The 22,489-nt window shown below is 67.3% G+C and carries 24 protein-coding genes; 10 read left to right on the top strand and 14 right to left on the bottom strand.

The window, feature by feature from the left end; genetic code table 11:
• Nucleotides 1–106 precede the first annotated feature (106 nt).
• The 4 genes from nuoH to ndhC form a co-directional block, all read right to left on the bottom strand.
• On the bottom strand, nucleotides 107–1,048 hold the full coding sequence (gene nuoH / locus AB0J09_RS08235) for an NADH-quinone oxidoreductase subunit NuoH (RefSeq protein WP_360687086.1): 942 nt from the start codon (nucleotides 1,046–1,048) through the stop codon (nucleotides 107–109).
• Nucleotides 1,041–1,613 carry an NADH-quinone oxidoreductase subunit C gene (locus tag AB0J09_RS08230; RefSeq protein ID WP_360687083.1) on the bottom strand — a complete coding sequence of 191 codons (573 nt, stop codon included), beginning with the start codon at nucleotides 1,611–1,613 and terminating at the stop codon, nucleotides 1,041–1,043. Before AB0J09_RS08230 ends, nuoH begins: the two co-directional genes overlap by 8 nt.
• Entirely contained in the window at nucleotides 1,610–2,077 is a 468-nt protein-coding gene (locus AB0J09_RS08225) for an NADH-quinone oxidoreductase subunit B family protein (RefSeq protein WP_345002214.1), read from the bottom strand. Before AB0J09_RS08225 ends, AB0J09_RS08230 begins: the two co-directional genes overlap by 4 nt.
• 109 nt (nucleotides 2,078–2,186) lie before the next feature.
• Nucleotides 2,187–2,558, bottom strand: a complete 372-nt coding sequence (gene ndhC / locus AB0J09_RS08220) for an NADH-quinone oxidoreductase subunit A (RefSeq protein WP_344998413.1) — start codon at nucleotides 2,556–2,558, stop codon at nucleotides 2,187–2,189.
• A 241-nt stretch (nucleotides 2,559–2,799) separates the two neighbouring features.
• Here ndhC and AB0J09_RS08215 point away from each other — a divergent pair, with 241 nt between their 5' ends.
• From AB0J09_RS08215 to AB0J09_RS08190, 6 genes are all read left to right on the top strand, one after another.
• Nucleotides 2,800–4,296 (top strand): polysaccharide deacetylase family protein, encoded by a 1,497-nt coding sequence (locus AB0J09_RS08215; protein WP_360687080.1) that lies wholly within the window; start codon nucleotides 2,800–2,802, stop codon nucleotides 4,294–4,296.
• A 33-nt stretch (nucleotides 4,297–4,329) separates the two neighbouring features.
• On the top strand, nucleotides 4,330–4,419 hold the full coding sequence (locus tag AB0J09_RS08210; RefSeq protein WP_360687077.1) for a putative leader peptide: 90 nt from the start codon (nucleotides 4,330–4,332) through the stop codon (nucleotides 4,417–4,419).
• A 191-nt stretch (nucleotides 4,420–4,610) separates the two neighbouring features.
• On the top strand, nucleotides 4,611–6,455 hold the full coding sequence (locus tag AB0J09_RS08205) for a 2-oxoacid:acceptor oxidoreductase subunit alpha (RefSeq protein WP_360687074.1): 1,845 nt from the start codon (nucleotides 4,611–4,613) through the stop codon (nucleotides 6,453–6,455).
• Nucleotides 6,448–7,494 carry a 2-oxoacid:ferredoxin oxidoreductase subunit beta gene (locus AB0J09_RS08200; RefSeq protein ID WP_360687072.1) on the top strand — a complete coding sequence of 349 codons (1,047 nt, stop codon included), beginning with the start codon at nucleotides 6,448–6,450 and terminating at the stop codon, nucleotides 7,492–7,494. The genes AB0J09_RS08205 and AB0J09_RS08200 overlap by 8 nt, the downstream gene beginning before the upstream one ends.
• 160 nt (nucleotides 7,495–7,654) lie before the next feature.
• Nucleotides 7,655–8,557 (top strand): NAD-dependent epimerase/dehydratase family protein, encoded by a 903-nt coding sequence (locus tag AB0J09_RS08195; RefSeq protein ID WP_360687069.1) that lies wholly within the window; start codon nucleotides 7,655–7,657, stop codon nucleotides 8,555–8,557.
• A gap of 58 nt (nucleotides 8,558–8,615) precedes the next feature.
• Nucleotides 8,616–9,272, top strand: coding sequence for a class I SAM-dependent methyltransferase (locus AB0J09_RS08190; RefSeq protein WP_360687066.1), 657 nt, complete (start codon nucleotides 8,616–8,618; stop codon nucleotides 9,270–9,272).
• On the opposite strand, the gene AB0J09_RS08185 is transcribed toward AB0J09_RS08190, so the two are convergent.
• On the bottom strand, nucleotides 9,269–9,994 hold the full coding sequence (locus AB0J09_RS08185) for a hypothetical protein (protein WP_360687063.1): 726 nt from the start codon (nucleotides 9,992–9,994) through the stop codon (nucleotides 9,269–9,271). The two genes, AB0J09_RS08190 and AB0J09_RS08185, sit on opposite strands and share 4 nt — an antisense overlap.
• On the opposite strand from AB0J09_RS08185, the gene AB0J09_RS08180 reads away from it, so the two are divergent.
• The gene (locus AB0J09_RS08180) at nucleotides 9,966–10,481 is read left to right on the top strand and encodes a hypothetical protein (RefSeq protein ID WP_360687060.1); all 516 of its coding nucleotides are present in this window, start codon (nucleotides 9,966–9,968) and stop codon (nucleotides 10,479–10,481) included. The two genes, AB0J09_RS08185 and AB0J09_RS08180, sit on opposite strands and share 29 nt — an antisense overlap.
• Nucleotides 10,482–10,859: 378 nt before the next feature.
• On the opposite strand, the gene AB0J09_RS08175 is transcribed toward AB0J09_RS08180, so the two are convergent.
• Complete coding sequence (locus tag AB0J09_RS08175; protein WP_360687057.1) at nucleotides 10,860–11,744, bottom strand: hypothetical protein; 885 nt, start codon at nucleotides 11,742–11,744, stop codon at nucleotides 10,860–10,862.
• 29 nt (nucleotides 11,745–11,773) lie between these two features.
• Complete coding sequence (locus AB0J09_RS08170; RefSeq protein ID WP_360687055.1) at nucleotides 11,774–12,589, bottom strand: 2OG-Fe(II) oxygenase; 816 nt, start codon at nucleotides 12,587–12,589, stop codon at nucleotides 11,774–11,776.
• A 104-nt stretch (nucleotides 12,590–12,693) separates the two neighbouring features.
• On the opposite strand from AB0J09_RS08170, the gene AB0J09_RS08165 reads away from it, so the two are divergent.
• Together AB0J09_RS08165 and rfbC are read left to right on the top strand one after the other, a co-directional pair.
• A complete protein-coding gene (locus AB0J09_RS08165; RefSeq protein WP_360687052.1) occupies nucleotides 12,694–13,617 on the top strand; it encodes a glycosyltransferase family 2 protein in 924 nt (307 codons plus the stop codon).
• Between the two features lie 27 nt (nucleotides 13,618–13,644).
• Nucleotides 13,645–14,193: a dTDP-4-dehydrorhamnose 3,5-epimerase gene (gene rfbC / locus AB0J09_RS08160; RefSeq protein ID WP_360687049.1), complete on the top strand. Its 549-nt coding sequence runs from the start codon at nucleotides 13,645–13,647 to the stop codon at nucleotides 14,191–14,193.
• Here the strand turns inward: rfbC and AB0J09_RS08155 are convergent.
• From AB0J09_RS08155 to AB0J09_RS08145, 3 genes are read right to left on the bottom strand one after another with little or no spacing between them, the layout of a single operon-like run.
• Complete coding sequence (locus AB0J09_RS08155) at nucleotides 14,082–15,476, bottom strand: O-antigen ligase family protein (RefSeq protein ID WP_360687046.1); 1,395 nt, start codon at nucleotides 15,474–15,476, stop codon at nucleotides 14,082–14,084. The two genes, rfbC and AB0J09_RS08155, sit on opposite strands and share 112 nt — an antisense overlap.
• Nucleotides 15,473–16,204 (bottom strand): hypothetical protein, encoded by a 732-nt coding sequence (locus tag AB0J09_RS08150; protein WP_360687043.1) that lies wholly within the window; start codon nucleotides 16,202–16,204, stop codon nucleotides 15,473–15,475. Before AB0J09_RS08150 ends, AB0J09_RS08155 begins: the two co-directional genes overlap by 4 nt.
• Nucleotides 16,205–16,212: 8 nt before the next feature.
• On the bottom strand, nucleotides 16,213–16,977 hold the full coding sequence (locus AB0J09_RS08145; protein ID WP_360687040.1) for a hypothetical protein: 765 nt from the start codon (nucleotides 16,975–16,977) through the stop codon (nucleotides 16,213–16,215).
• 218 nt (nucleotides 16,978–17,195) lie between these two features.
• Here AB0J09_RS08145 and AB0J09_RS08140 point away from each other — a divergent pair, with 218 nt between their 5' ends.
• Nucleotides 17,196–18,326, top strand: coding sequence for an acyltransferase (locus tag AB0J09_RS08140; protein ID WP_360687037.1), 1,131 nt, complete (start codon nucleotides 17,196–17,198; stop codon nucleotides 18,324–18,326).
• Here AB0J09_RS08140 and AB0J09_RS08135 read toward each other — a convergent pair.
• The 4 genes from AB0J09_RS08135 to AB0J09_RS08120 form a co-directional block, all read right to left on the bottom strand.
• Nucleotides 18,319–19,215, bottom strand: coding sequence for a hypothetical protein (locus AB0J09_RS08135; protein ID WP_360687034.1), 897 nt, complete (start codon nucleotides 19,213–19,215; stop codon nucleotides 18,319–18,321). The genes AB0J09_RS08140 and AB0J09_RS08135 overlap by 8 nt on opposite strands.
• A gap of 71 nt (nucleotides 19,216–19,286) precedes the next feature.
• On the bottom strand, nucleotides 19,287–20,108 hold the full coding sequence (locus AB0J09_RS08130) for a hypothetical protein (protein ID WP_360687031.1): 822 nt from the start codon (nucleotides 20,106–20,108) through the stop codon (nucleotides 19,287–19,289).
• A gap of 7 nt (nucleotides 20,109–20,115) precedes the next feature.
• Nucleotides 20,116–20,994 carry a glycosyltransferase family 2 protein gene (locus tag AB0J09_RS08125; protein WP_360687028.1) on the bottom strand — a complete coding sequence of 293 codons (879 nt, stop codon included), beginning with the start codon at nucleotides 20,992–20,994 and terminating at the stop codon, nucleotides 20,116–20,118.
• Nucleotides 20,995–21,009: 15 nt separating this feature from the next.
• On the bottom strand, nucleotides 21,010–22,485 hold the full coding sequence (locus AB0J09_RS08120) for an oligosaccharide flippase family protein (protein WP_360687026.1): 1,476 nt from the start codon (nucleotides 22,483–22,485) through the stop codon (nucleotides 21,010–21,012).
• Between the last annotated feature and the right edge of the window lie 4 nt (nucleotides 22,486–22,489).

Here is a 22,489-nt window from a genome sequence, read left to right as displayed (position 1 = left end):
TCGCGCCTGCTAATGGAACGAGTTGATTCAACGGTCATCCCCCAGAGGCCCCCTGTGCAGGTATGACGAATAAGGGAAACGTAAAGTTTCCACACACGACGCGGGTCTAGATGAGGACTTTGATGACGCCGGTCAGCGCCAATTGAGCCAGGGCCAGGGGGACCAGGACGGCCCACGCGAGTTTCTGGAGCTGGTCCTCGCGGAGCCGGGGGTACGTGACGCGCAGCCAGATCACGACGAACGACAGCAGGAAGACCTTGACCAGGGTCCACAGCCAGCCCGGGAGGAACGGGCCGTGCCAGCCGCCCAGGAACAGGACGGTGGTCAGGAACGACAGGACCACGATCCCGACGTACTCGGAGAGCATGAACAGCGCGAAGCGCATGCCTGTGTACTCGGTCATCGGGCCCATGATGATCTCGGACTCGGCGATCGGCATGTCGAACGGAGGACGGCGCAGCTCAGCCAGCCCGGCCAGGAAGAAGACGACGCCGCCGACCGCCTGCCACGGCAACCACCACCACTGCCATGCCTCGACGATGCCGGGGATCGACAGCGTGCCCGCAGCCATCGCGACGGAGGAGGCCGCCAGCACGAGCGGCAGCTCGTACGACATGAGCTGGGCGGCCGAACGCATGCCGCCGAGCACCGAATATTTGTTGCCCGAAGCCCAGCCGGCCATGATCGAGCCCAGGACGCCGATGCCCATGACGGCGAGGACGAAGAAGAGGCCGAGGTCGAGGTTCACGGCGACGCGGCCGCGGTCGATGGGGATGGCGATCAGCACGACCAGGTACGGGACGAGCGCCACGCCGGGGGCGATCATGAAGATGCGGCGGTCGGCCGCGGCCGGGATGACATCCTCCTTCTGCGCGAACTTGACCCCGTCGGCGATGAGCTGCGCCCAGCCGTGGAAGCGCCCCGCGTACATGGGGCCCAGCCGCGACTGCATGTGAGCCATGACCTTGTGCTCGGTCTGCCCGATGATCAGCGGCAGCACCAGGAACACGATGAGGATGACGACGAAGCTCAGCACCACTTCAAGCATCGGGCGGCCCCCAGTCGGCTGGGACTCCTGGTGGAAGCGTCTTGCGGCGGCTCGGGGCGCCATGTCCCGATTCGCCGGGCTCCTTGGCGCCGGGCCACGCCTTGGCCACGCGGGCGGCGAGGATGAAATCCTTGCGGAGCGGGTGGCCCTCGAAGCCGTCAGGCAGGAGAAGCGGCACGAGGTTGGGGTGGTCGTCGAAGATCACGCCGAACATCTCGTACGTCTCGCGCTCGTGCCAGTTCGCGCCCCGGTAGACACCTACCGCGCTGGGGAGGTGGGGGTTCTCACGCGGGACGCGGGTGCGGAGCAGCAGGCGTTCGCCGGCGGCCGGGTTGTAGACGTGGGCCACGACGACGAAGGAGTCCGGTGGGTCGTCGACGCCGGTCAGCCAGTCGAAGAACGCGTAGCCGAGGTCGTCCCGGACGTAGGTCAGGAGCTCTGTCCAGTCGGTGGGCGCCACGTCGACCGTGGTGTCGCCGTACGACTCCGAGATCTCGGCGCGGTCGCCGCCGAACCGCTCCGAAAGCCGGCGGGCCGGGCGGGCGGCGGGGTCCTCCGGGTTCACGCGTCCTCCGCGTGAGAGCGGGACCACACGTAGCGGTCGCTGAGCTTCTCTCCGGCGATCTTCTCCTGGAGCTTCATGATGCCGTAAAGGAGAGCCTCGGGCCGGGGCGGGCAGCCAGGAACATAGACGTCAACCGGGATGATCTGGTCAACCCCGTTGGTCACGCAATAGGAGTCCCAGTACGGGCCGCCGGTGTTGGAGCAGGCGCCGAACGAGATGACGTACTTCGGGTCGGGCATCTGCTCGTAGAGGCGCTTCACGGCTGGGGCCATCTTGTCGGTGACCGTGCCCGAGACGATCATCAGGTCGGCCTGGCGCGGGCCGTTCGCGAACGGGATCACGCCGAACCTGATGAAGTCGTGCCTGCTCGTCGAGGTCGCGATGAACTCGATGGCGCAGCAGGCCAGCCCGAAGTTGAACACCCACAGCGAATAGCGCCTCCCCCAGTTGAGCACGAAGCGCATCGGCTTGGGCGCCAACCTGGAGACGGGGCCCACCGTGGGCATCGGGAGATTCGTTGCTGCCATACTGTCCATTCTTACGCGAATCGCAGGTCAGGCAAAGGAAAGCACGCTAGGTCCAGGTGAGTACGCGCTTGCGCCAGGCGTACAGGATGCCCAGGGCGATGAAGCCCAGGAAGACGAACATCTCCACGAGCGTCGTCAGCCCGTAGCCTGGGGCGTCGAAGACCGTGGCCCACGGGAACAGGAAGACGGCGTCCACCGCGAACACCACGTACAGGTACGTGAAGACGTAGTAGCGGACCTGCGACTGCGCCCAGCCCTCACCGACCGGGTCGACCCCGCACTCGTACGTGGTCAGCTTCTCCGGGGTCGGACGGGTCGGGCGGAGGAGGCGGTTGGCCATCAGGGCTCCGGCCACGATGGCGACGCCTATGGCGAGTAGCGCGGCGACGAGTACATATGACCCGAAATAGCCGTCCATGCCGTGATCGTAACCCGACACACCATGGGCAAACACCCCACACGGAGTTACGCCCGCAAGCTGGGGCGGAGTCGGGGTTCCCGAGCACATGACCCGGGCCGGAAGCTATGGGCGGGATGGGGCCGTGAAGTGGTCAAAGTTTGAAGGCGTCTTGGCCTCGTTACCCAGCGCAGTCAAAGCCTCGGGAGTGATCATGCCAAAACGAGGTAAACAGGAAGATCGCCGACATACCCTGACATCCATGTATAAAAAGCGATTCTTCTCCGGAATCGCTCTGCTGGCCCTCTCGGCCTCCGGCTGCGGGCTGGCCACCTCTCCCGAGAGGAACGTCGTGGTCCCGGCAGAGCCGACGATGATCGACTTTGTCGATCCCTCGTCCATCGCCGGCCTGTCCACCAGAACGCTGACCGAGGGCCACTCCACCCGCGGCAGATACGTGCACATCAACTACCCCGAGCTCAAGAACGCCCCCGCGCTGAACGAAACCCTGCGCACCCAGGCCGAGCAGCAGTGGCGCGAATTCCGCGGACGGACCACGGACCCCTACGCCTACCCGCGGCCCGAGCTGAACGTGGAATGGCAGCTGGCCGCCGCCTCCTCCCAGGCGATCGCGGTACGGCTGCGCACCGGCATGTTCCTGGGCGCGAGCTGGGGCAACTCCACCCGTACGTACTGGTTCGACCCTCGTGACGGCAAGGCCGTGGAGTCCAGCGGGCTGCTCGACGGCAAGAACGCCCTGAACCGCCTCGCGGGACTGGTGAGGGAGCAGCTCAAGACGCGCGGGTCGCAGGTCGAGCGGGACGGGGTGACGGCGCGGGGCGACCAGTTCGACTCGATGGCCTTCAACCGGGGCGGAGACCTGGTGGTCGAGTTCGACGACTGCCAGATCGGGCCGTGCTCGCTGGGACGGCTGGCCGTGGCGGTCCCGGAGCGGCAGGTACGGCCGCTGCTGTCCGTGTTCGGGCGGCGGGCCCAGGAAAGCGTGGAAGGGCGGGCGCCGCTCGGCACGCCGGAGACGCCGTACGAGATGGCGCCGGGGACGATGCCCCCGTCGTCCGCGAGCATCCCGCCGGCTGCCAGCAACCGGGCCGGGACCGTGGACTGCGCCAAGGCCAAGTGCGTGGCGTTGACGTTCGACGACGGGCCTGGCCCTTATACCGGCAGGTTGCTCGACATTCTGCGGGAAAGTCGGGCGAGGGCCACGTTCTTCACGGTCGGCGTCAATGCCGCCGCCCAACCCGAGCTGATCAGAAGGATGAGCGCCGAAGGGCATCTGGTCGGCAACCACAGCTGGGCGCACAAGGACCTGTCGAAGCAGGCGCCCAGCAAGATCGTCGACTCCGTCGGGCACACCGAGGCCGCGATCGAGGCCGCCATCGGGCAGAAACCGACGCTTCTGCGTCCGCCGTACGGGGCCGTGAGCCAGGTCCTGCGCGACGTCGCAGCCCAGAGGGGGATCTCGCTGGTCAACTGGGATGTCGACACCAAGGATCAGCTCGAAGAGAAAGCCGGCGACATCGTGGACCTTGCCGTGCGTCAGGCGCATCCAGGTGCGATCATTCTCATGCACGACATCCACCGGGAATCCGTTGACGCGGTTCCGGACATCCTCGAAAGGCTGCGCGGGAAGGGTTACAGCTTCGTCACCGTTCCTGAGTTGTACGGCTCGACAGGGATGCAGGCCGGACGCCTCTACAGGTCGGGGAACGAGCTGCCGGGTAAGCAGCCCCTGACGTAACACACGTGTTGGGGGGACGTATAGTTGGCGTTCGTGACCCGAACCGCCCTCTTCGCCCGCCTGCATGTCGACCTCTGCAGGCTCGCGTCCGGGCTGTGTCGTCGTTCTCCCGCCTCAAACTGACGCCGACCGCGTTTACCCGCTCTTTGCGGGATGCAAACGCGTGACCTTCCGAGGATCTAGCATGGAAACAGAGAACGCGCCCAAGGCAACGCGCATTGGCGCGTCGAGGAGGACTGAGCTGTGACCGAGCGTAGCGAGGGCGCCAATGAGCACAGTCGAGCTTCGTTCATAGCGCCGGTGAAGGAGGCGCTGTGAACAAGCAGGTCCAGCAGCTCGACCGCGTGATCATCAGATTCGCCGGAGACTCCGGCGATGGCATGCAGCTCACCGGCGACCGCTTTACCGCGGGCACGGCGGAGTTCGGCAACGACCTGTCGACGCTCCCCAACTTCCCCGCCGAGATCCGCGCGCCCGCAGGCACTCTGCCCGGCGTGTCAAGCTTCCAGCTGCACTTCGCCGACCACGACATCCTCACCCCCGGCGACGCGCCGAACGTGCTCGTGGCCATGAACCCGGCGGCGCTCAAGGCCAACCTGGGTGACCTGCCCAGGGGCGCGGATATCATCGCGAACACCGACGAGTTCACCAAGCGCAACCTGCAGAAGGTCGGCTACGACGCCAACCCGCTGGAGGACGAGTCGCTCAGCGAGTGGCACGTGCACGCGGTGCCGCTGACCTCCCTCACCGTCAAGGCTCTCGAGGGCTTCGAGCTGTCCAAGAAGGACGCCGAGCGCTCGAAGAACATGTTCGCCCTGGGCCTGCTCAGCTGGCTGTACCACCGGCCGACCGAGCACACCATCACTTTCCTCGAGCAGAAGTTCGCGAAGAAGCCCGACATCGCCAAGGCCAACATCGCGGCCTTCCAGGCCGGGTGGAACTACGGCGAGACCACCGAGTCCTTCTCCGTCTCGTACGAGGTCAAGCCCGCCAGGCTCGCCCCTGGCGTTTATCGCAATATTTCCGGCAATCAGGCCCTGGCGTACGGTCTGATCGCCGCCAGCGTGCAGTCCAAGCTGCCGCTGTTCCTGGGCTCGTACCCGATCACCCCGGCCAGCGACATCCTGCACGAGCTGAGCAAGCACAAGCGGTTCGGCATCCGCACCTTCCAGGCCGAGGACGAGATCGCCGGCGTCGGCGCGGCGCTCGGGGCCGCGTTCGGCGGTGCGCTGGGCGTGACCACCACCTCCGGCCCCGGCGTGGCGCTGAAGGCCGAGACGGTCGGCCTGGCGGTCACCACCGAGCTGCCGCTGATCATCGTGGACGTGCAGCGGGCCGGGCCCAGCACCGGCATGCCGACCAAGACCGAGCAGACCGACCTGCTGATGGCCATGTTCGGCCGCAACGGCGAGTCGCCGGTGCCGATCGTGGCGCCGATGTCGCCGAGCGACTGCTTCGACGCGGCCGTCGAGGCTGCCAGGATCGCCATCAAGTACCGCACTCCGGTCATGCTGCTCTCGGACGGCTACCTGGCCAACGGCTCGGAGCCCTGGCGGCTGCCTGAAGTTTCCGACTTGCCGGACATTTCGCAGCCTTTCACCAGCGCCCCGAACGGCGCCGACGGCGAGTTCCTGCCGTACAAGCGCGACACCGAGACGCTGGCCCGCCCCTGGGCCATCCCCGGCACGCCGGGCCTCGAGCACCGCATCGGCGGCATCGAGAAGGCCGACGGCACCGGCAACATCTCCTACGACCCGAACAACCACGACCTGATGGTCCGCACGCGGGCCGCCAAGATCGCCGGGATCGCCGTTCCCACGCTGGAGGTCGACGACCCGGACGGCGACGCGAACGTGCTGGTCATCGGGTGGGGTTCGACGTACGGGCCGATCGCCGCGGCCGTCCGGCGGATCAGGAAGAGCGGCGGCAAGGTCGCCCAGGCCCACCTGCGCCACCTCAACCCGCTCCCCGCCAACACCGGCGAGGTCCTCAAGCGCTACGACAGGGTGCTGCTGCCCGAGATCAACCTCGGTCAGCTCGCCCTGCTGCTGCGGGCCCGCTACCTCGTCGACGTGATCAGCTACAACCGTGTGCGCGGGCTCCCGTTCAAGGCGGAGGAGCTGGCCGGAGTCATCCAGGACGTGATCGACAATGACTGAGCTCTTGAACGGGAAGGGCCTGTCGCTCGTTCCCAAGACCGACGTGAAGCAGAGCCTGAAGGACTTCAAGTCCGACCAGGAAGTGCGCTGGTGCCCGGGCTGCGGCGACTACGCGATCCTGGCGGCGGTGCAGAGCTTCCTGCCGGAGCTGGGGCTCAAGCGCGAGAACATCGTGTTCGTCTCGGGCATCGGCTGCTCGTCGCGGTTCCCGTACTACCTCAACACGTACGGGTTCCACTCGATCCACGGGCGCGCGCCCGCCATCGCGACGGGGCTGGCCGCCTCCCGGCCCGACCTGAGCGTGTGGGTGATCACCGGTGACGGCGACGCGCTGTCGATCGGCGGCAATCACCTGATCCACGCGCTGCGGCGCAACGTCAACCTGAACATCCTGCTGTTCAACAACAGGATCTACGGGCTGACCAAGGGCCAGTACTCTCCCACCTCTGAGGTCGGCAAGATCACCAAGTCGACGCCGATGGGGTCGCTGGACAAGCCGTTCAACCCGATCTCGCTGGCCATCGGCGCCGAGGCGTCGTTCGTGGCCCGCACCATCGACTCCGACCGCAAGCACCTGCAGTCGGTGCTGCGCGAGGCCACCGCGCACCGCGGCACGTCGCTGGTGGAGATCTACCAAAACTGCAACATCTTCAACGACAACGCGTTCGAGCAGCTCAAGGACCCCGGCGTCCGCGACGACATCACGCTGCGCCTGGAGCACGACCAGCCGATCGTGAGCGCCTCCAAGGCCGTCGTGCGCGCGGCGAACGGCGGCATCGAGGTCGTGGCGCGTGGCAGCGTGAGCGAGGACCAGATCCTCGTGCACGACGCGCACAACCCCGACCCGTCGGTGGCCTTCGCGCTCAGCAGGCTCGACGAGCCGGCGTTCGAGCACGTGCCGATCGGGATCTTCCGGCAGGTCGACCGGCCGGCGTACGACGTGCTGATGGCCGAGCAGCTCGAGGAGGCCGTCGCGCAGAAGGGTCCCGGCGACCTGAGCGAGCTGCTCATGGGTGGAGACACCTGGCGTATCGGCTAGTTGATGATTAGATGGAGCCGTCGGCCCGAACGGCTCCATCCCCCCACGGAGCGGCGAACGTTTAGGCCCGAGAGCGGTAGCTCGCGTGACCAGCGAGGGCCAAGTGAGCGCGACCATTCAACACGGAGGTCAATCCACGATGTCGTATTGGCCGGAGACCGTGGTGCTGGTGACAGGGGCGGCCGGATTCATCGGCTCGCATCTGGTGACGCGCTTACGAGCGCTCGGCGCTCAGGTGCACGCCGTCAGCCGCCGCCCCCAGCAGGCTCGTCACGGCGAGGTCTGGCACGTGGCTCATCTCAACGACGCCGGCGCGACGACACGGCTTTTCCGGTCGGTACGGCCCAGCCTCCTCTTCCACCTCGCCGGCGAAGTCACTGGTTCGAGAGGTGATGAGGTCCTCCGCACCACCCTGGAGAGCAACGTCATAGGCGGGGTCAACGCGCTGGCCGCCGCCCACGAATGCGGCGTCAAGACCGTCTTCACCGGCTCCATCGAGGAGCCGCGCCCGGGCAACGACCAGGCCCCGCCGTCGTCGGCCTACGCGATGTCCAAGTGGGCCGCCACCGGCTACGCGCAGCTCTACCATCGGCTCTGGGATCTGCCCGTCACCGTGCTGCGCCCCAGCATGGTCTACGGGCCGGCCCAGCCCGACATCACCAAGCTCGTGCCCTACGTGACACTCTGCCTCCTGCAGGGCCGGCGTCCCCGGCTTACCAAGGCCACCAAGCTCGCCGACTGGATCTACGTCGACGATGTCGTCGACGCGTTCGTCCTGGCGGGAGAGTCGGATAAAGCGACCGGACACACTCTCGATATCGGGACCGGTCTCAAGACCCCGGCCCATGGGATCGTCGAGAGGCTTTATCGGATCATCGGTGCGAGCACGCCACCCGAATTCGGAACGGCCCCCGATCGCCCGCACGATATTACGCAGGTGGGCGACATCACGCCTGCCGCGGACCGGCTCGGCTGGCGCCCTGTCACGGAATTGGACGAGGGGTTGCGCCGAACTGTCGATTGGTATCGATCGCAAGAATGTCACAAAGAATCGCACGCTTAGCCGCGTAGGCAGAATTCTGGGAGCATAGGGGTACTTATCTGGCCGGAGGAGCCCCTTTATGAGCCGTCTGAATGCCCTGCGCAGTCGTTTCGTGGACGCTCCGGACTCACTGGGAGCCAAGGCACGGGCGCGAAGGTGGCAGTGGTTCGCCGACCGGTTCCCGGACCTCGACCAGATGAACGTCCTCGACCTCGGCGGTACGGCCGGGGCCTGGATGCGCGCTCCGGTGAGGCCGGCGCACGTACACATCGTCAACCTCGAGCAGCCGCCCACCGACCTGCCGGCGTGGCTGCGAGCCGATGTCGCCGACGCCTGCGACCTCCCGCCCGCGATCCGTGGCGCACAGTACGACCTGGTGTTCTCCAACGCGGTGATCGAACATGTCGGCGGGCACCAGCGCCGGCAGCAGTTCGCCGACACCGTGCACGAGCTGGCCGAGCGGCACTGGGTGCAGACGCCCTACCGCTACTTCCCGGTCGAGCCGCACTTCCTGTTCCCGGGGTTCCAGTTCCTGCCGCTCGCCGCACGGACGACGATCCTGCGCCGCTGGCCACTCGTCCACACCCCGACCTCCGACCGGGACGCCGCCCGCATGATCGCCATGGAGGTCGAGCTGCTCAGCGTGACCGAGATGCGACACTACTTCCCCAAATCCCAGATCCGCTTCGAACGGCTCGCCGGGCTGGTGAAGTCGATCATCGCGATCCGCAGCTAGTCCGCGGCCAGCACGCTCGCGCCGCCGCTCTCCCAGGTGTTGCCTCGCCAGACGTTGCCCGGCCCATCGGAATCCCAGTACGACACCGGGCCGGCGGTGCCACCCTTCGGCCACACCCTCCGGCTGAAGACGTTGTCGATCACCTTGATATTCGACGACTTGCCCTTGACCCCGGCACCCGCGTAGAGCGACCAGCCGCCACCGGCCAGCAGGTTGCCCTCCACGGTGACGTTGCGGGTCACGCCGAAGTCCTGGAAGAGGGCGATCGCACCCGTCTGGTCGAGCGTGTTGATCACGGTGTTGTGCCGGATGATCAGCGAGGTACCGGCGGCTGCGGTGCCGGTTGACATGATCATGTCGGTGTGGTCCCCGGAGTAGTACTTCGGGTCGTGCACATAGGAGTCCTCGACCAGTCCTTGGTCGGTGAGGATGCCGTTGGAGATCGTGTGGATGTCCACGCGGCGCACGGTGATCATCTTGCCCTGGTTGAGGATGCCGAACTGGGTGCGCTGCTTGCCGTTGCCGAAGATCTCGCTGTCCTCGACCTTGAGGCCCGAGAAGCCCTCGCGCTGGAGGATGCCCCAATAGTCGGTCTGCCCGCGCACTCGGGTGTTGCGGATGGTCACATTGTCGGCCTCGACCGTGATGTCGCCGGTGATGTCCCAGCCGTCGATGACCTTGCCGTCTTCTCTGATGACGATAGAGCCGGTCTTCTTGACCATCTCGGTGCCGGCGGGAACGCCGGTGTTACCGGTTCCAGGCCAGCCACCGCTCGGCGGCGGCGCAGTCGTGGACGTCTTGGTAGGCGTCGGCGTCGGGGTCTCGGTAGGCGTCTTCGTAGGAGTCTCAGACAGGGTCTTCGTAGGCGTCACCGTCGGAGTCTCAGACGGGCTCCTCGTCGGAGCCGCGGTCGGCGTCTTCGTAGGCATGGCGGTCGGGGTCACGCTGGGTGTCGTCGTCAGGGTCACGCTGGGCGTCGTCGTCGGCGTCACGCTGGGCGTCGTCGTCGGCGTCACGGTGCGCGTGCTCGTCGGCGTCGCGGTGGGGGGCACGGTCGACGTCTTCGTGGACGTCTCGGTCGGAGTCGCGGAGGGGCTCGCGATCGGCGTCGCCGTACGGGTCGGTCTGCGCGTCGGCCGCGAGGTCGGCTTCTTGGTAGGCCGTCTGGGCCACCACCATGGGCCCTTGGTCCGGACCTTCCCAGGCTGAGGTTTGCCGGTGGTGGGACGTGGCCGGGCCCGCTGGCCACCGGCGGCGTGCGGTGAAGCGGCGACTCTCGCCCCGCTCGCGTCCGTCAGGACCGCCCGAGGCTCCAGCATGTCCGAGGCGACAATGCCGTATCCGCCGGCCAGCACCGCCACCGCGGAGACGCCGGCCAGGGATAACCACCCGATCCGCCTCTTACGCCTTCGATGCCTTGACACAGGCGACTCCTTCCGATCATGGCCACGCCGAGTCCCCCAAGGGGAGAGAGTAACCATGCCGGAAGCACTAAGAGGGGTTTTTAACGAAAAGGACTCGCTTTCCCCTCAATTCACAAGAAGCCCGACTTTCTCAGCTATCACTGAAAAAATCGACAAATGGTTGTCAGTCCGGTGTTACCGTCCCACCGTCTGCCCAGGTGTTACCCCGCCACAGGTTTCCGGGCCCGTCATTATCCCAATAAGAAACGGGCCCCGCAGATCCCCCTTTGGGCCACACCCTGCGGCTGAAGACGTTGTCGATCACCTTGATATTCGACGACTTGCCCTTGACCCCGGCACCCGCGTACAGCGACCAGCCACCCCCGGCCAGCAGGTTGCCCTCCACCGTCACGTCCTTGACCACCCCGAAGTCCTGGAACAGCGCGATCGCACCCGTCTGGTCGAGCGTGTTGATCACCGTGTTGTGCCGGATGATCAGTGAGGTACCGGCGGCGGGCGGCCCGGTCGACATGATCATGTCGGTGTGGTCGCCGGAGTAGTACTTCGGGTCGTGCACATAGGAGTCCTCGACCACACCCTGCTGGGTCAGGATCCCGTTGGAGATCGTGTGGATGTCGACCCGGCGCACGGTGATCATCTTGCCCTGATTGAGGATGCCGAACTGGGTGCGCTGCCTGCCGTTGCCGAAGATCTCGCTGTCCTCGACCTTGAGGCCCGTGAAGCCCTCGCGCTGGAGGATCCCCCACCAGCCCTTGGTGCCGCGGACTCGCGTGTTGCGGATGGTCACGTTGTCGGCCTCGACCGTGATGTAGCCGGTCACCTCGACGCCGTCGATGACCGTGCCGCTCTTGGTCACCCGCATGGGCCCGGACTTGCGCAGTTCCAGGTCCTTGGGCACACCCGTGTTGTCAGGACCGGGCCAGGTGGGCGGCTTCGACGGCGGAGGAGAGCCCGGCTGGGACGCAGCCGTGGCGGGCGGCTGGGTGACGACCGGCTTCTCCTGGGCGCCGGAACTCTGGCACCCGCTCAGCAGCATGATCAGGCCCACGCCGAGACACCAGCCTCCGGCGTACGACCTCACTCGCCCTTGGTCTTCCGACCGCCGACGAGATCGGCCAGCGCGGGTGGCGTCCAGCGCTTGGCGACCTGGCGGAGGTTGCTCTTCCACGCCTCACCGGGCCGTTGCTTGAACAGCGTGGTGTGGTCGGCGGTGATCTCGTCGTCGGGCCTGCCGTTGGAGTAGTAGTAGAGCGCCATCGAGCGCCGCGCCCGGTCCTGCGGACAGGTGAGCGGGTCCGGGTGCCCGTGGTTGGCGTCATCGGTCGTGGCGAACAGCACGAACCGGTTGAAGACCGGGAGGATCTTGCCCTCGCACTCGGTCATGTCCTTGTTCCACAGCTGCAGGTGCCCGCCGTAGCTCTCCTCCCAGTCCTTGTTGAGGTAGAGCAGGCCGTTGAGCCGGCGGTCGAGGTTGAGCTTCCGGCTCTTGTTGAAGTCGGCGTGCACTTTGAGGAAGCCACCCGGCCGGATCTGGTGCAGGCCGCCGCCTTCGAAGTGCGGGTCGGAGACCAGTTGCGTGATGCCGGTCAGCCGCTCGAGGAACTCGACGAACACACCGCTGTTGAACTCCGCCAGCAGGTGCCTGGTGGCCGGCCCCATGCGCTCGGTGTCGGCCAGCGCCAGCTTCACCTCGCGCGCGGTGTCGAACCGCTGCCAGGTGGCATCGCGCGGCTCGGGGAACTCCTCGAGCACAGGCTCCAGCACGTGGGGTGGCAGGAAGTCGTCGATGACCACGTGACGGAACGGCGAGGCCGTACGGAACTGCTCGGAATACTTGTCCGCCAGCGGGAAGAGCTCGTCCCGGCGAAAGGTGAAAGCCTGCAGATCCTGCATGAAGTGTGTCTCCGTCTCTACGACACCGGCCCCTACCCCCTCATCGCCTCAGCTGGACCATCTGTTACTTGTAACGATCCATTGCCGGGCCGCGATGGCGACATGTGACGTCCGGCCCTCCCCGCGTTGCGATCGTGATCGTGACCTACAACAGCGCGCCGGTCCTCGGCGGTTGCCTGGCCTCTCTGCCTGCGGGCGCTGAGGGGGTACGGCTGAGCGCCGTCGTCGTGGTCGACAACGCTTCCAAGGACGACTCGCTCCGCCTCGCGGAACAGGCCACCGGCCTGCCCATCCATCCCGTGCAAGTGGGCAGGAACGCCGGTTACGCGGCTGGGGTCAACGCCGCGATCGCGGCGCTCGACCTCCATGAGCTCGATGCGATCTTCGTGATGAACCCCGACTGCCGCCTTCGCCCCGGTTCGCTGGCCGCGCTGAGCAAGGCCCTCGACCGTCCCGGTACCGGCATCGCCGTCCCCCGGCTGGTCAGCACCGATGGCGTGCTCCATCACTCGCTCCGTCGCGTGCCGGCCGTACGCCGTGCGCTGGCCGAGGCGCTGATCGGCGGGCGTCTGGCGGGCCGCATCGGCACGCTGAGCGAGATGATCGTCGATCCCGGCCACTACGAGCGGCCGGGCCCCGCGGACTGGGCCACCGGAGCCGCCATGCTCATCTCAGCCGCGGCGCTCACCGAAGTCGGCCCGTGGGACGAGTCCTTCCTGCTTTACAGCGAAGAGACCGAGTACGCGCTGCGGGCCGCGGACGAGGGCTGGACGCTCTGGTACGAACCCGCCGCAGTGGTCGAGCACATCGGCGGCGAGGCGAAGACCAGCCCGATGCTGGCCGCGCTGCTCACGGTCAACCGCGTGCGGCTGTTCCGGCGGCGCAGGGGCAGGATCGCGACTGCGGGCTTCTATCTCGCCGTTCTGCTCGGCGAGGCGATGCGGGCCGCCACGGGCCGCCGCACGGCCAGGGCGTCGGTCGTGGCCCTGCTCAGACCCTCCCGCCGGCTGAGGACCCTACCCGGATGAGAGTCGTGCCCGGATGAGAGGAAAACCATGAGAGTCGAGCATCTGGCGCTGCAGGGCGTGCTGCTGTTCGTGCCGACGCCGAGCCACGACGATCGAGGCTTCTTCACCAGGACCTTCGACGCCGCGATCGCCGCGGAGCACGGGCTGGACCACACCGCGTTCGTCCAGGACAGCCAGTCACGCTCGCGCCTGGGCACGATCAGGGGGATGCACGGCCGCTCGGGCCGCGGCGAGGCCAAGCTGGTGCGGGCGGCGCACGGCGCCGTACTCGACATCCTGGTGGACGCGCGGCCGGCCTCACCGACGTTCGGCTCCCACATCACCATCCGGCTCGACGATGTGTCGTTCGCGAACCTCTACGTGCCCCCGGGGATCCTGCACGGCTACCAGGCGCTGACCGAGCATGCCGATGTCTGCTACCGCATCGACAGGGAGCACGACCCCGCCGAGGACCTGGCCGTCCGCTACGACGATCCCGACCTCGCGCTGCCCTGGCCGTTGCCGGTCGCCGCGATCAGCGAGCGCGACCGGTCGGCGGGTTCCTGGAAGGAGCTCAGGAGCAGCTTGTTCGCCTGATCTCCGCGCTCGAACCGCAGCAGCGCCCCGGCCGCGCCGACGAGCAGGAACATCACGCTGGTGATGCCGGGGAAGGAGAGCAGGTCGAAGGTGGCCGCACCCAGCAGCGGGATCACCAGGCAGGCGGCGATGGTCAGTCCCAGGTTGCGTACGTTCGGGTCGGTGCTCAGCCGGCGAACCCAGAGGGCGACGACGATCCCGCACACGATCACGCCGACGAAGCCCAGCACGCCGACCACCCCGGTCTCGACCAGTGACAGCAGGTACTGGTTGTCGAACACCTGATGCTTGAAGGGATACCAGGTGCCGAGCCCACGGCCGAAGATCGGACTCTTGGCGACCTCCCGCATCGCGAAGGGGTAGTCGTGGGTGCGGTAGATGATGCTGCTGTCCTCGCCGGCGCCGGCGAACAGGTTGTAGAACGTGCCAAGCAGGCCCGGCGCCAGGACCTTCATGAACCCCAGGAACACCACGAACGCGCCGATGGTGACGATCCGGCGCCGGTTGGACCAGCCGAGCAGGAGTATCAGCCCCGCCCCCGCCAGGCCGAGCACGGCGGTCCTGGAGACCGAGAACATCAAGCCGGCCGCGATGATGACGGCGCAGATCCACCAGCGAGTCGCGGCCTGACCGCGGCTGCGCGCCTGGAAGCCGAGATGCGCGGCCAGAGGCAACAGCATCGCCGACACCGCGCCGAACTCGATCGGGTGCCCGAGCGTGCCGGCGACGCGGCGCAGGTCCGATCGGGAGATCACGGTCGGCACCTCCTCGACGGAGGAGTGGCGGAGCCCGGGGATCTGCATGTACTTGGTGAGGTCGAAGTCGAACCTGAACTGCAGCAGGGCGACGATCGCCGCGAACGTGCCACCGATCACGACCGCCTTGAGCACGAAGTCGAGGCGCTCGCGACTGCCGATCCCGTCGCAGACCACCAGCAGCAGGCTCACGTAACCCAGGTAGAGCACGAACGTGTGGTCGGCGAGGTTGAGCTCGTCGGAGGGCAGGTACAGGTAGGTCGTGTACCCGTAGACGGCCAGCAGCAGCATGCCGTACACGAAGATCGAGGTGCGGACCGGGTTGCCGCCCTTGGCCACGCCCGCCGTGCTGATCATCTGCGCGCACACCCACACCACGCCCAGCGCCAGAGCCATGATCTCGGCGGGCGTGAGCGACAGTGGAAGCCCGGCCACCGCCAGGCGGGCCGGGAGGATCAGCAGGAACAGGACGAACAAGCAGACCAACGTGGCGCCGTCGGCGCGGCGCGGGAGGACGGTCGCGCTCATCCTTCGAGTCCAGCCAGTGACCGCGTTCCGTTGCTGGTGACCGGCTCGAGCCGCCTGGGCTCACCCATGGCCGGGCGGCGCGCCCGGCGATGGCGGGCGAAGCTCTCGGCTGCGAAGGCGGCGAACAGGCTCATGAAGAACGCCAGCGCCCCGGTGACCACCGCGGCGCGCATCCGGCTGCCCTTCTTCTCGTCGGGTTGGGTGGGCGGCACCACGACGGTGGCGCCCACGTAGGTGGTGGGCGGCGCCTTGACCTGCTGCTGCCGGTCACGCAGCTCCTGCTGGGCCAGCGCGGTGACCTTCACGACGATGCCGTGGGCCAGCTCAGCGCTCGGCGCCTCGCAGGTGATGACGATGAAGGGGGTCGCCGGCATCATCTCGGGGTTGGTCCCGCCGCTGGTGATCTTGAGTGTGACGTCGCCACCGATCGGCGCCCCGACCTTGGCAGCCATCTGAGGGGTGTTCAGCGCCTGGATGAGGATCGACGAGGTCATGCTCAACCCCTGGTCGAAGGAGACCAGGGGGTTGGTGCGCGGGTTGGGGAACTTGGGGTCGCTCGGCACGCTGCCGCCGGTGACCGGCAGGGTGAGAACGAGCGCCGAGCTTGAGATGAAGGTCTTGGGCGCCACGGCGAACACGCCGACGGCTCCTACGACCGTGAGCAGGAAGGCCGGAATCGTCACGTACCAACGCTTGAACAGAACTGTCGCCGTCGCCCAGAAGTCCATGGCGGGCCTCATCCCTCGCCGTCGTCCTGGTTCGCCTTCCTGGGCCCGGGCACGGGAGACAGGGGCTCCCCCCGGTAGGCGGGGAACTCCATGGTGGCGGAGCTGTCCTCGTCGAGTTCCGGTAACTCGACTGGTTCGCCGACCGGCGCTTCCACCGGCGCTGAGGGTGCTGCCACGGGAGCTGAGGGTTCCGGCCGCTGCAACGGCTTGGGCGCGCGCCTGATCACCACGCCGTAGGCGATGCCGAGGCCCAGGAACAGGCAGAGCACGGCGCCGCCGATCGCTCCCTGCCAGTTCACGCTGTAGTCGGCCTCGGGTGTGGACGGCGGCACGATGTCGGTGGAGGTGATGAAGGTGTTCGCCGGAGCGCCGAGCGTCTTCTGCCATTTGAACAACTCGGTCGCCACACGCTGGCGTGCCGCCATGAGCACGGCCGAGGCCTGCCGCGGAGACTCGCTCTGGACCCTGATGTAGATGTAGGGCCCGTTGATGTCCAGGACGTTGGGGTTGGTGCGCCCGTCGTCGATCGTGATCTCCGTCGGGCCGTCCTTGGGCGCGCCGAGCTGCGTCCAGACGTCCTGCGTGTTCATCGCCAGGATGACGATGCTGGCCCCGGTCTTGAGCGCGTCGTTGAAGGAGAGGAAGGGGTTGGTGAGCCCTTGCTTGGTCTTGTCGGTGGAGACGGTGCCTCCGTTCACCGGCGTGGCCAGGACGAGGGAGACGTCGGTCGTGTAGTGCGCCGGGATGACGGCGTACACCACAACGCCCACCAAGATCGAAAGAAGGATCAGCGGCGGGCCTATGAATTTTCGTCGGAGAAGACCAAGAAACGCCTTCCAGAACTCCATTTTGGCACGTTCCCCCGCATCAGCAATGCTTGCCCTATAGCGGACCATCGCCCAACCACGGGCAGACGTTACATCCCCACAGAACGGTTACATCGCACGGAGTCGGAGCGATAGACCAACGACTACGGCGACGGGGGTTTCCAGTGGGGCTGACAGTAGAGCGTCCGGCAACGCGGGAAAGGCTCGCCGGACTCGACGGCTTACGGGGCCTGGCCGCGTTGTTCGTCGTCCTTCACCATTGCTGGTTGCTGTCCTTCCCCGGATTTCCGGTCAACGACGCGCCCGGGTGGACGGGATGGCTGCTCTACGGCCATTTCGCGGTCGTGGTGTTCATCGTCCTGTCCGGCTTCTCGCTGGCGGTCTCACCCGCCCGGTCCGGCTGGCGGCTGGGTGGCATCCCCACGTTCTTCAACCGCCGCGCCTGGCGCATCCTGCCGCCGTACTGGGCGGCGCTGCTGTTCAGCCTGGTGATCGCGTGGACGGTCATCCCGCAGCCCGGGCAGCAGACGCCCACCGGGCAGTCGGCCCTCATCTACGGGCTGCTTCTGCAGGACGTCTTCGGCTCCCCCAGCCCCAACGGGGCTCTGTGGTCGATCGCCGTCGAGGCGCAGCTCTACCTGGTGTTCCCGCTGATGCTGCTGGTCCTGCGCAAGATGGGCGCGGCGGTGATGCTCGGCATCGTGACCTTGATCGTCGTGGCGGTGGGCGCGCTGGCGCCTTCCGTACCAGCCGTGGATCTGCTGATGCGGCTGACTCCCCAGTTCGCCGCGCTCTTCGCCATGGGCGCGGTCTGCGCCGGCATCGTGCGCGCGCAGGAGCGTACGAGCCGCCTGGCCTGGCACTGGTTCGCGGCGGCCGCCGCGGTCCCAGTGCTCCTGCTGATCGTGGTGGCCGGGCCGGTATGGGTGGTCGCGAACTTCTTCTGGGTGGATCTGGCGGTCGGCCCGGCGGCCGGGTTGTTGCTGACCGGTGTGGCGACGGGCAAGCCGGTGTGGCTCGTACGGCTGCTCGACACTGGTCCACTGCGGCGGCTGGGCTCCTTCTCCTACAGCCTCTACCTGATCCACTCACCGCTCGTCGTCATGGTGAACCGGCTCGTCGTCGCCCCGCACGTGCCACCCGGCATGCCGGCGTTCCTCCTCACACTCGCCCTGGCCGTGCCGGTGAGCGTGGGGGCGGCGTGGTTGTTCGCCTCGCTCTTCGAACTGCCCTTCCAACGGCACCGGAGCTGGAAGGGCCTACGCGACGCCGTACGTGCCCGGTTGGTCAGGTGAGCTTGGCCAGCGCTTCAGCCTCGTATTCCGCTGCGAGCTCTTCCGGGATGCGCGTCAGGTCGTCGGCGCGGTAGAAGTCACGCAGGGTGGTGCCACGACAGGTGGCGTCCACGTTGGGCGCCGCCGCGCGGGACCGGACGTCGTCGATGTGGACGGTGCGGAAGTCGATGCTGAAGCGGGTCCTGCCGGAGGTGTTGGCGACGGTGGAGTGCAGGTGCGCCCCGGAGAAGAGCATCATGCCGCCCGGCTCCGGCACCAGCCGGAGCTCGGTCTCGAGGTCGAGCGCCTCCTCCGGCTTGGGCTGCTCCCGGGTGTCGCTGTAGATGTGCTGCGCGGCGGTGGGCCGGCTTACAGCGGTCCATTCCGCGTAGTCGTAGCGGCCGCTGCCGTTGCGGACGGGGCGGTCGAAGTACTGCGGGTGCAGGGCGAAGACGTTCTCCGGGACCACCTCGTAGACGGGGATCCACCAGTTGACCTGGCAGAACGGCGCGGCGTACCAGCAGTCGCGGTGAGCGTGGTAGGCGTAGGAGATGCCGGAGTCGAGGTAGTGATCGGCAGTGGAGGTACGCAGCCTCGGCACGTCGAAGTAGGTCTTGTCCAGCGTCATGCCCAGCTCGTCCAGCAGCGCGGCGATGATCTTCTTGCTGGTGGGGTGGTGGATGAAGCGCGGCTTGAGGTCCGCGAGCAGTGCGGCGAACTCCTCGACCGGCATCTCGTGCTGGGCGGTCTGGGGGTCGCGGCCCTCGAACGCCTCCTCGATCAACTCGCGGGCGAACTCGATCAACTTGGTCGAGGCGGGCGTCGCGGAGTAGAGGAAGACGTCCCCCTGGAAGATCTTTTGACGCCGAACATCATCGTTAATTCGGCTATTGGCTAATATGACGGACATAGCGAGATATTCCCCCTCGCGTTGTTCTTTTACCTTCTCTCGCGGTAGCCCACTGGATCGTTACAGGGTAATTACAGGGGGAGCTGTGTCTCTGTGTCCGCCCTGCCCACGTAGACCGAGTAGTCCGGGTGATCGAAGCGGTGCAGCGCCTGGATGTTGTCGTTCCAGGGGGCGGGAACCGCGCGCTTGTGCCGCAGACCGTTGATCGGGGCCAGCTTCATCAGCTTGTTGTCCTGGTTGAACTCCCGGATCGCGCTGAGCTCGCCGACATAGTCGTTGTGGATGATCTGGTCGTCGTCGCCGACGGTGTCGTCGAGGTAGCAGAACACGCGGGGCAGGAAGTACTTGTGGTCGCCCCTGAACAGCCTCAGCGCGGCCGCGGTCGAGGAGTAGAAGTCCACGTCGATGGAGACGAACCCGATCGGCGCCGGCCGCTCGTTGTCGAGGAACTCGCCCACGGTGTCCTCGATGTCCCCCAGGATCAGACTCGCCGTTCCCAGACGTGCCCGGAGCGCGTCGACGTCCATGACGAAGTCGCCTTCGCGCCAGATGTAGGGCAGGTCCCGGTAGTCGGTGGGTTTGGGCAGCCCGGCACCGGTGTCGAAGCCGTAGACGTCGATCTTCACGCCCGACGCGGCCGTCGCCAGCGCCGCCATGCGGTTGAGCTCGACCATGCCCGCGCCGCCGGCGACGCCGAACTCGATCACGCTGATCCGGCCGACGCCGAGGCGCCTGGCCAGTTCGGCTGCCTGCTGCACGCCGTACGCGTAGTGCGGCCTCGGGTAGAGGTCGAGCGAGCAGCGCAGCTCGTACGAGCCGAACGGCAGACGTCGCATGATGGCCAGCAGGATCCGGCCCGGCTGCATGAGCAGCCGCACGATGCGAATCAACACGGGGAGATCACCCTTTCGAGGAGACGAGTCGGGTGGCCAACCCGGCGAGTTTGCGGCTGCGGTGCGCCAGCATCTGCTGCTGCCGGCGCCAATAGGTACGCAGCAGCACGGCGTTGGCGCGGCTGCGTTGCTCCGCCGACAGCTCCGTGATGCGCAGGGCCCTATGCATCGCCCGGAACTGCAGCGTGGTGGCGAAATGCGCGGTCCAGGCCGGGACGCCGAGCGCCGCGGCGATCCCGGACAGGCGCCGCTCGCGCAGGTTGCGGTGCGCGAGCACCTCCGGCACGTGACCCCAGGGCGCGGTCAGCGCGAGCATGGTCGCGTAGACCTCGTCCTCACGAATCATCAGCGGTCGCGGCACGGCGGTCACCCGCTCCCGCCGCATCAGGCCGTAGAGGGGATCGAGTCCGTGGTGCTGGGTGGTGACCACGTCCCACAACTCGTCCAGGCGGTCGATGGGATCGTCGGAGAGCATCCGGGTGCCGCGGTAGAGCGGCTCGTGGACCCTCCCGTCCGCCCCGGTGTACCTGACGTCCGAGGTGACCAGGATGAGCCGCTCGTCGGCCAGGAAGGGCTCCAGGGTCCGGGAGACGTAGCCCGGTTCGAGCAGGTCGTCGTCGCCCATCCAGCGGAAGAACTCTCCCCGAGCGCGCCGGAGCACCTCCACGAAGTTCCCGACCACGTGCAGATCGCGTGACTGCCGGTAGTAGGCGATCCGGCTGTCCTGCCTCGCCAGCTCGCGGCAGAGCTCCTCTGTGTCGTCGGTGGAGGCGTTGTCCGAGATCACCACCTCGAGCTCGGTGTGATCCTGGGCGAGCGCCGATCGCACGGCCGCCTCCAGGCGGTCCGCACCGTTGCGGACCGGAATTCCGATGGACACCAGCATCGCTTCTCCTCGAGGTCATCGCGCGCGGGCGGGAAGCAGCCGCACCAGGCGATCGCTCACAATGTGGAACTGGTCGCGGGTCACCACGACCAGCACGTAGGCCAGCAGGCCGCCTCCACCCGCCACGACGAGCTGGATGAAGAAGCTCCCCTGGGTCAGCATCGCGAGGCCCAGCATGACGCCTGCGCAGATCAGCGCACCGGCTGCCGGCCGGACGAGGCCGGGCAGGACCGGCGCGAGCCGTACCCCCGCCCGCTGCACGGCGAGCATGGCGAGCGGAAGTGCGACCACCACCGCGGCGGCCGCCTGCCCGATCGCGGCGCCCCGGATGCCGTCGAGATTCGTGCCGACGATGACCGCCGGGATCATCGCCGCCGCGTGCCCGAGGTTCATCCAGACCGTCGAGCGGGTGGCGCCCTGCCCGTTCAGGATGTCGAGGGCGAAGGCTGTGAGCATGCGCACCACCATCAGGACCGCCAGGAACCGCAGCACGCCGGCGGCCTGCTCCCACTCCGGACCGTAGATGAAGATGATCAATGAGTGCGCGAGCACCGCCATGAAGACGGCCAGCGGCAGCACCATGGCGATGAGCAGCGGCACGGTTCTCTGGACGCCGAGCGACAGGGACTCCTCGTCACGTTCGGCCAGCCGGGAGAAGCCGGCGATCGACACCATGCGGATGGCGCTGCCGATGATGCCGGGCACCCAGCTCGACACGTTGAACGCCATCAGGTAGAAGCCCAGCCACTCGTCGCCCATGATGTTGCCGACGATGATGTAGCCCACGTTGAGCAGCATGACCTCCAGCGCGATCCCCGCCGCCGAGGGAATGCCGAACCTCAGCAGCCTGGCCGCGATCTGCCGGTCGAACCCGAACCGGTAGGGCAGCCGCGCGTAGATCAGCATGAAGACGCCGGTGACCACGGCACCCGCCAGCTGCCCCCAGGCGAAGCTGTACGCCCCCGCGCCGTTGACCGCCAGGATGATCGCCACCGGCGCGTTGACCAGGAAGCCCGCGAGGACGGCCTTGGCGTTCTTGCCCGTACGGAACCAGCGCAACAGGGCCGCGCTGCGCACCGCCGTGACCGCCTCGACGAGGATGACCGCGGTGAGGATCCGCACCACGGACGTGGCCTCCTCGCTGCCCGCCAGCATCGAGAAGTACGGCGCGCCGGCCCAGAAGATCCCGTACAGGCCCAGCGCGGAGATCATCGTCAGGGTCGTGGCCGTGGGCGCTATGTCCTCCAGCCGCCCACGCCACTGCACGACGGCCGACATGACGCCGACGTCCTTGATCACCATGACGAACTGGGTGGCCGCGAGCGCGACGGCATAGGTGCCGAAGTCCGCCGGCGCGAGGAGCCTGGCCAGGATCAGGCCGAGGATGAACGAGCCCGCGCGGGTGACCAGTGTGCCGATAAGGCTCCACACCGCCCCCCGGCCCGCCTTGCGCCCGATGTCACTGATGTCTGGGCCCGTTTGCTCCACCATGCCC

It is taken from the genome of Nonomuraea sp. NPDC049784 (assembly GCF_040659615.1).
In the GTDB taxonomy this organism is placed as follows: domain Bacteria; phylum Actinomycetota; class Actinomycetes; order Streptosporangiales; family Streptosporangiaceae; genus Nonomuraea.
The sequence above is the reverse complement of the archived record's forward strand: the minus strand, read 5'-3'. Positions and strand labels throughout refer to the sequence as shown.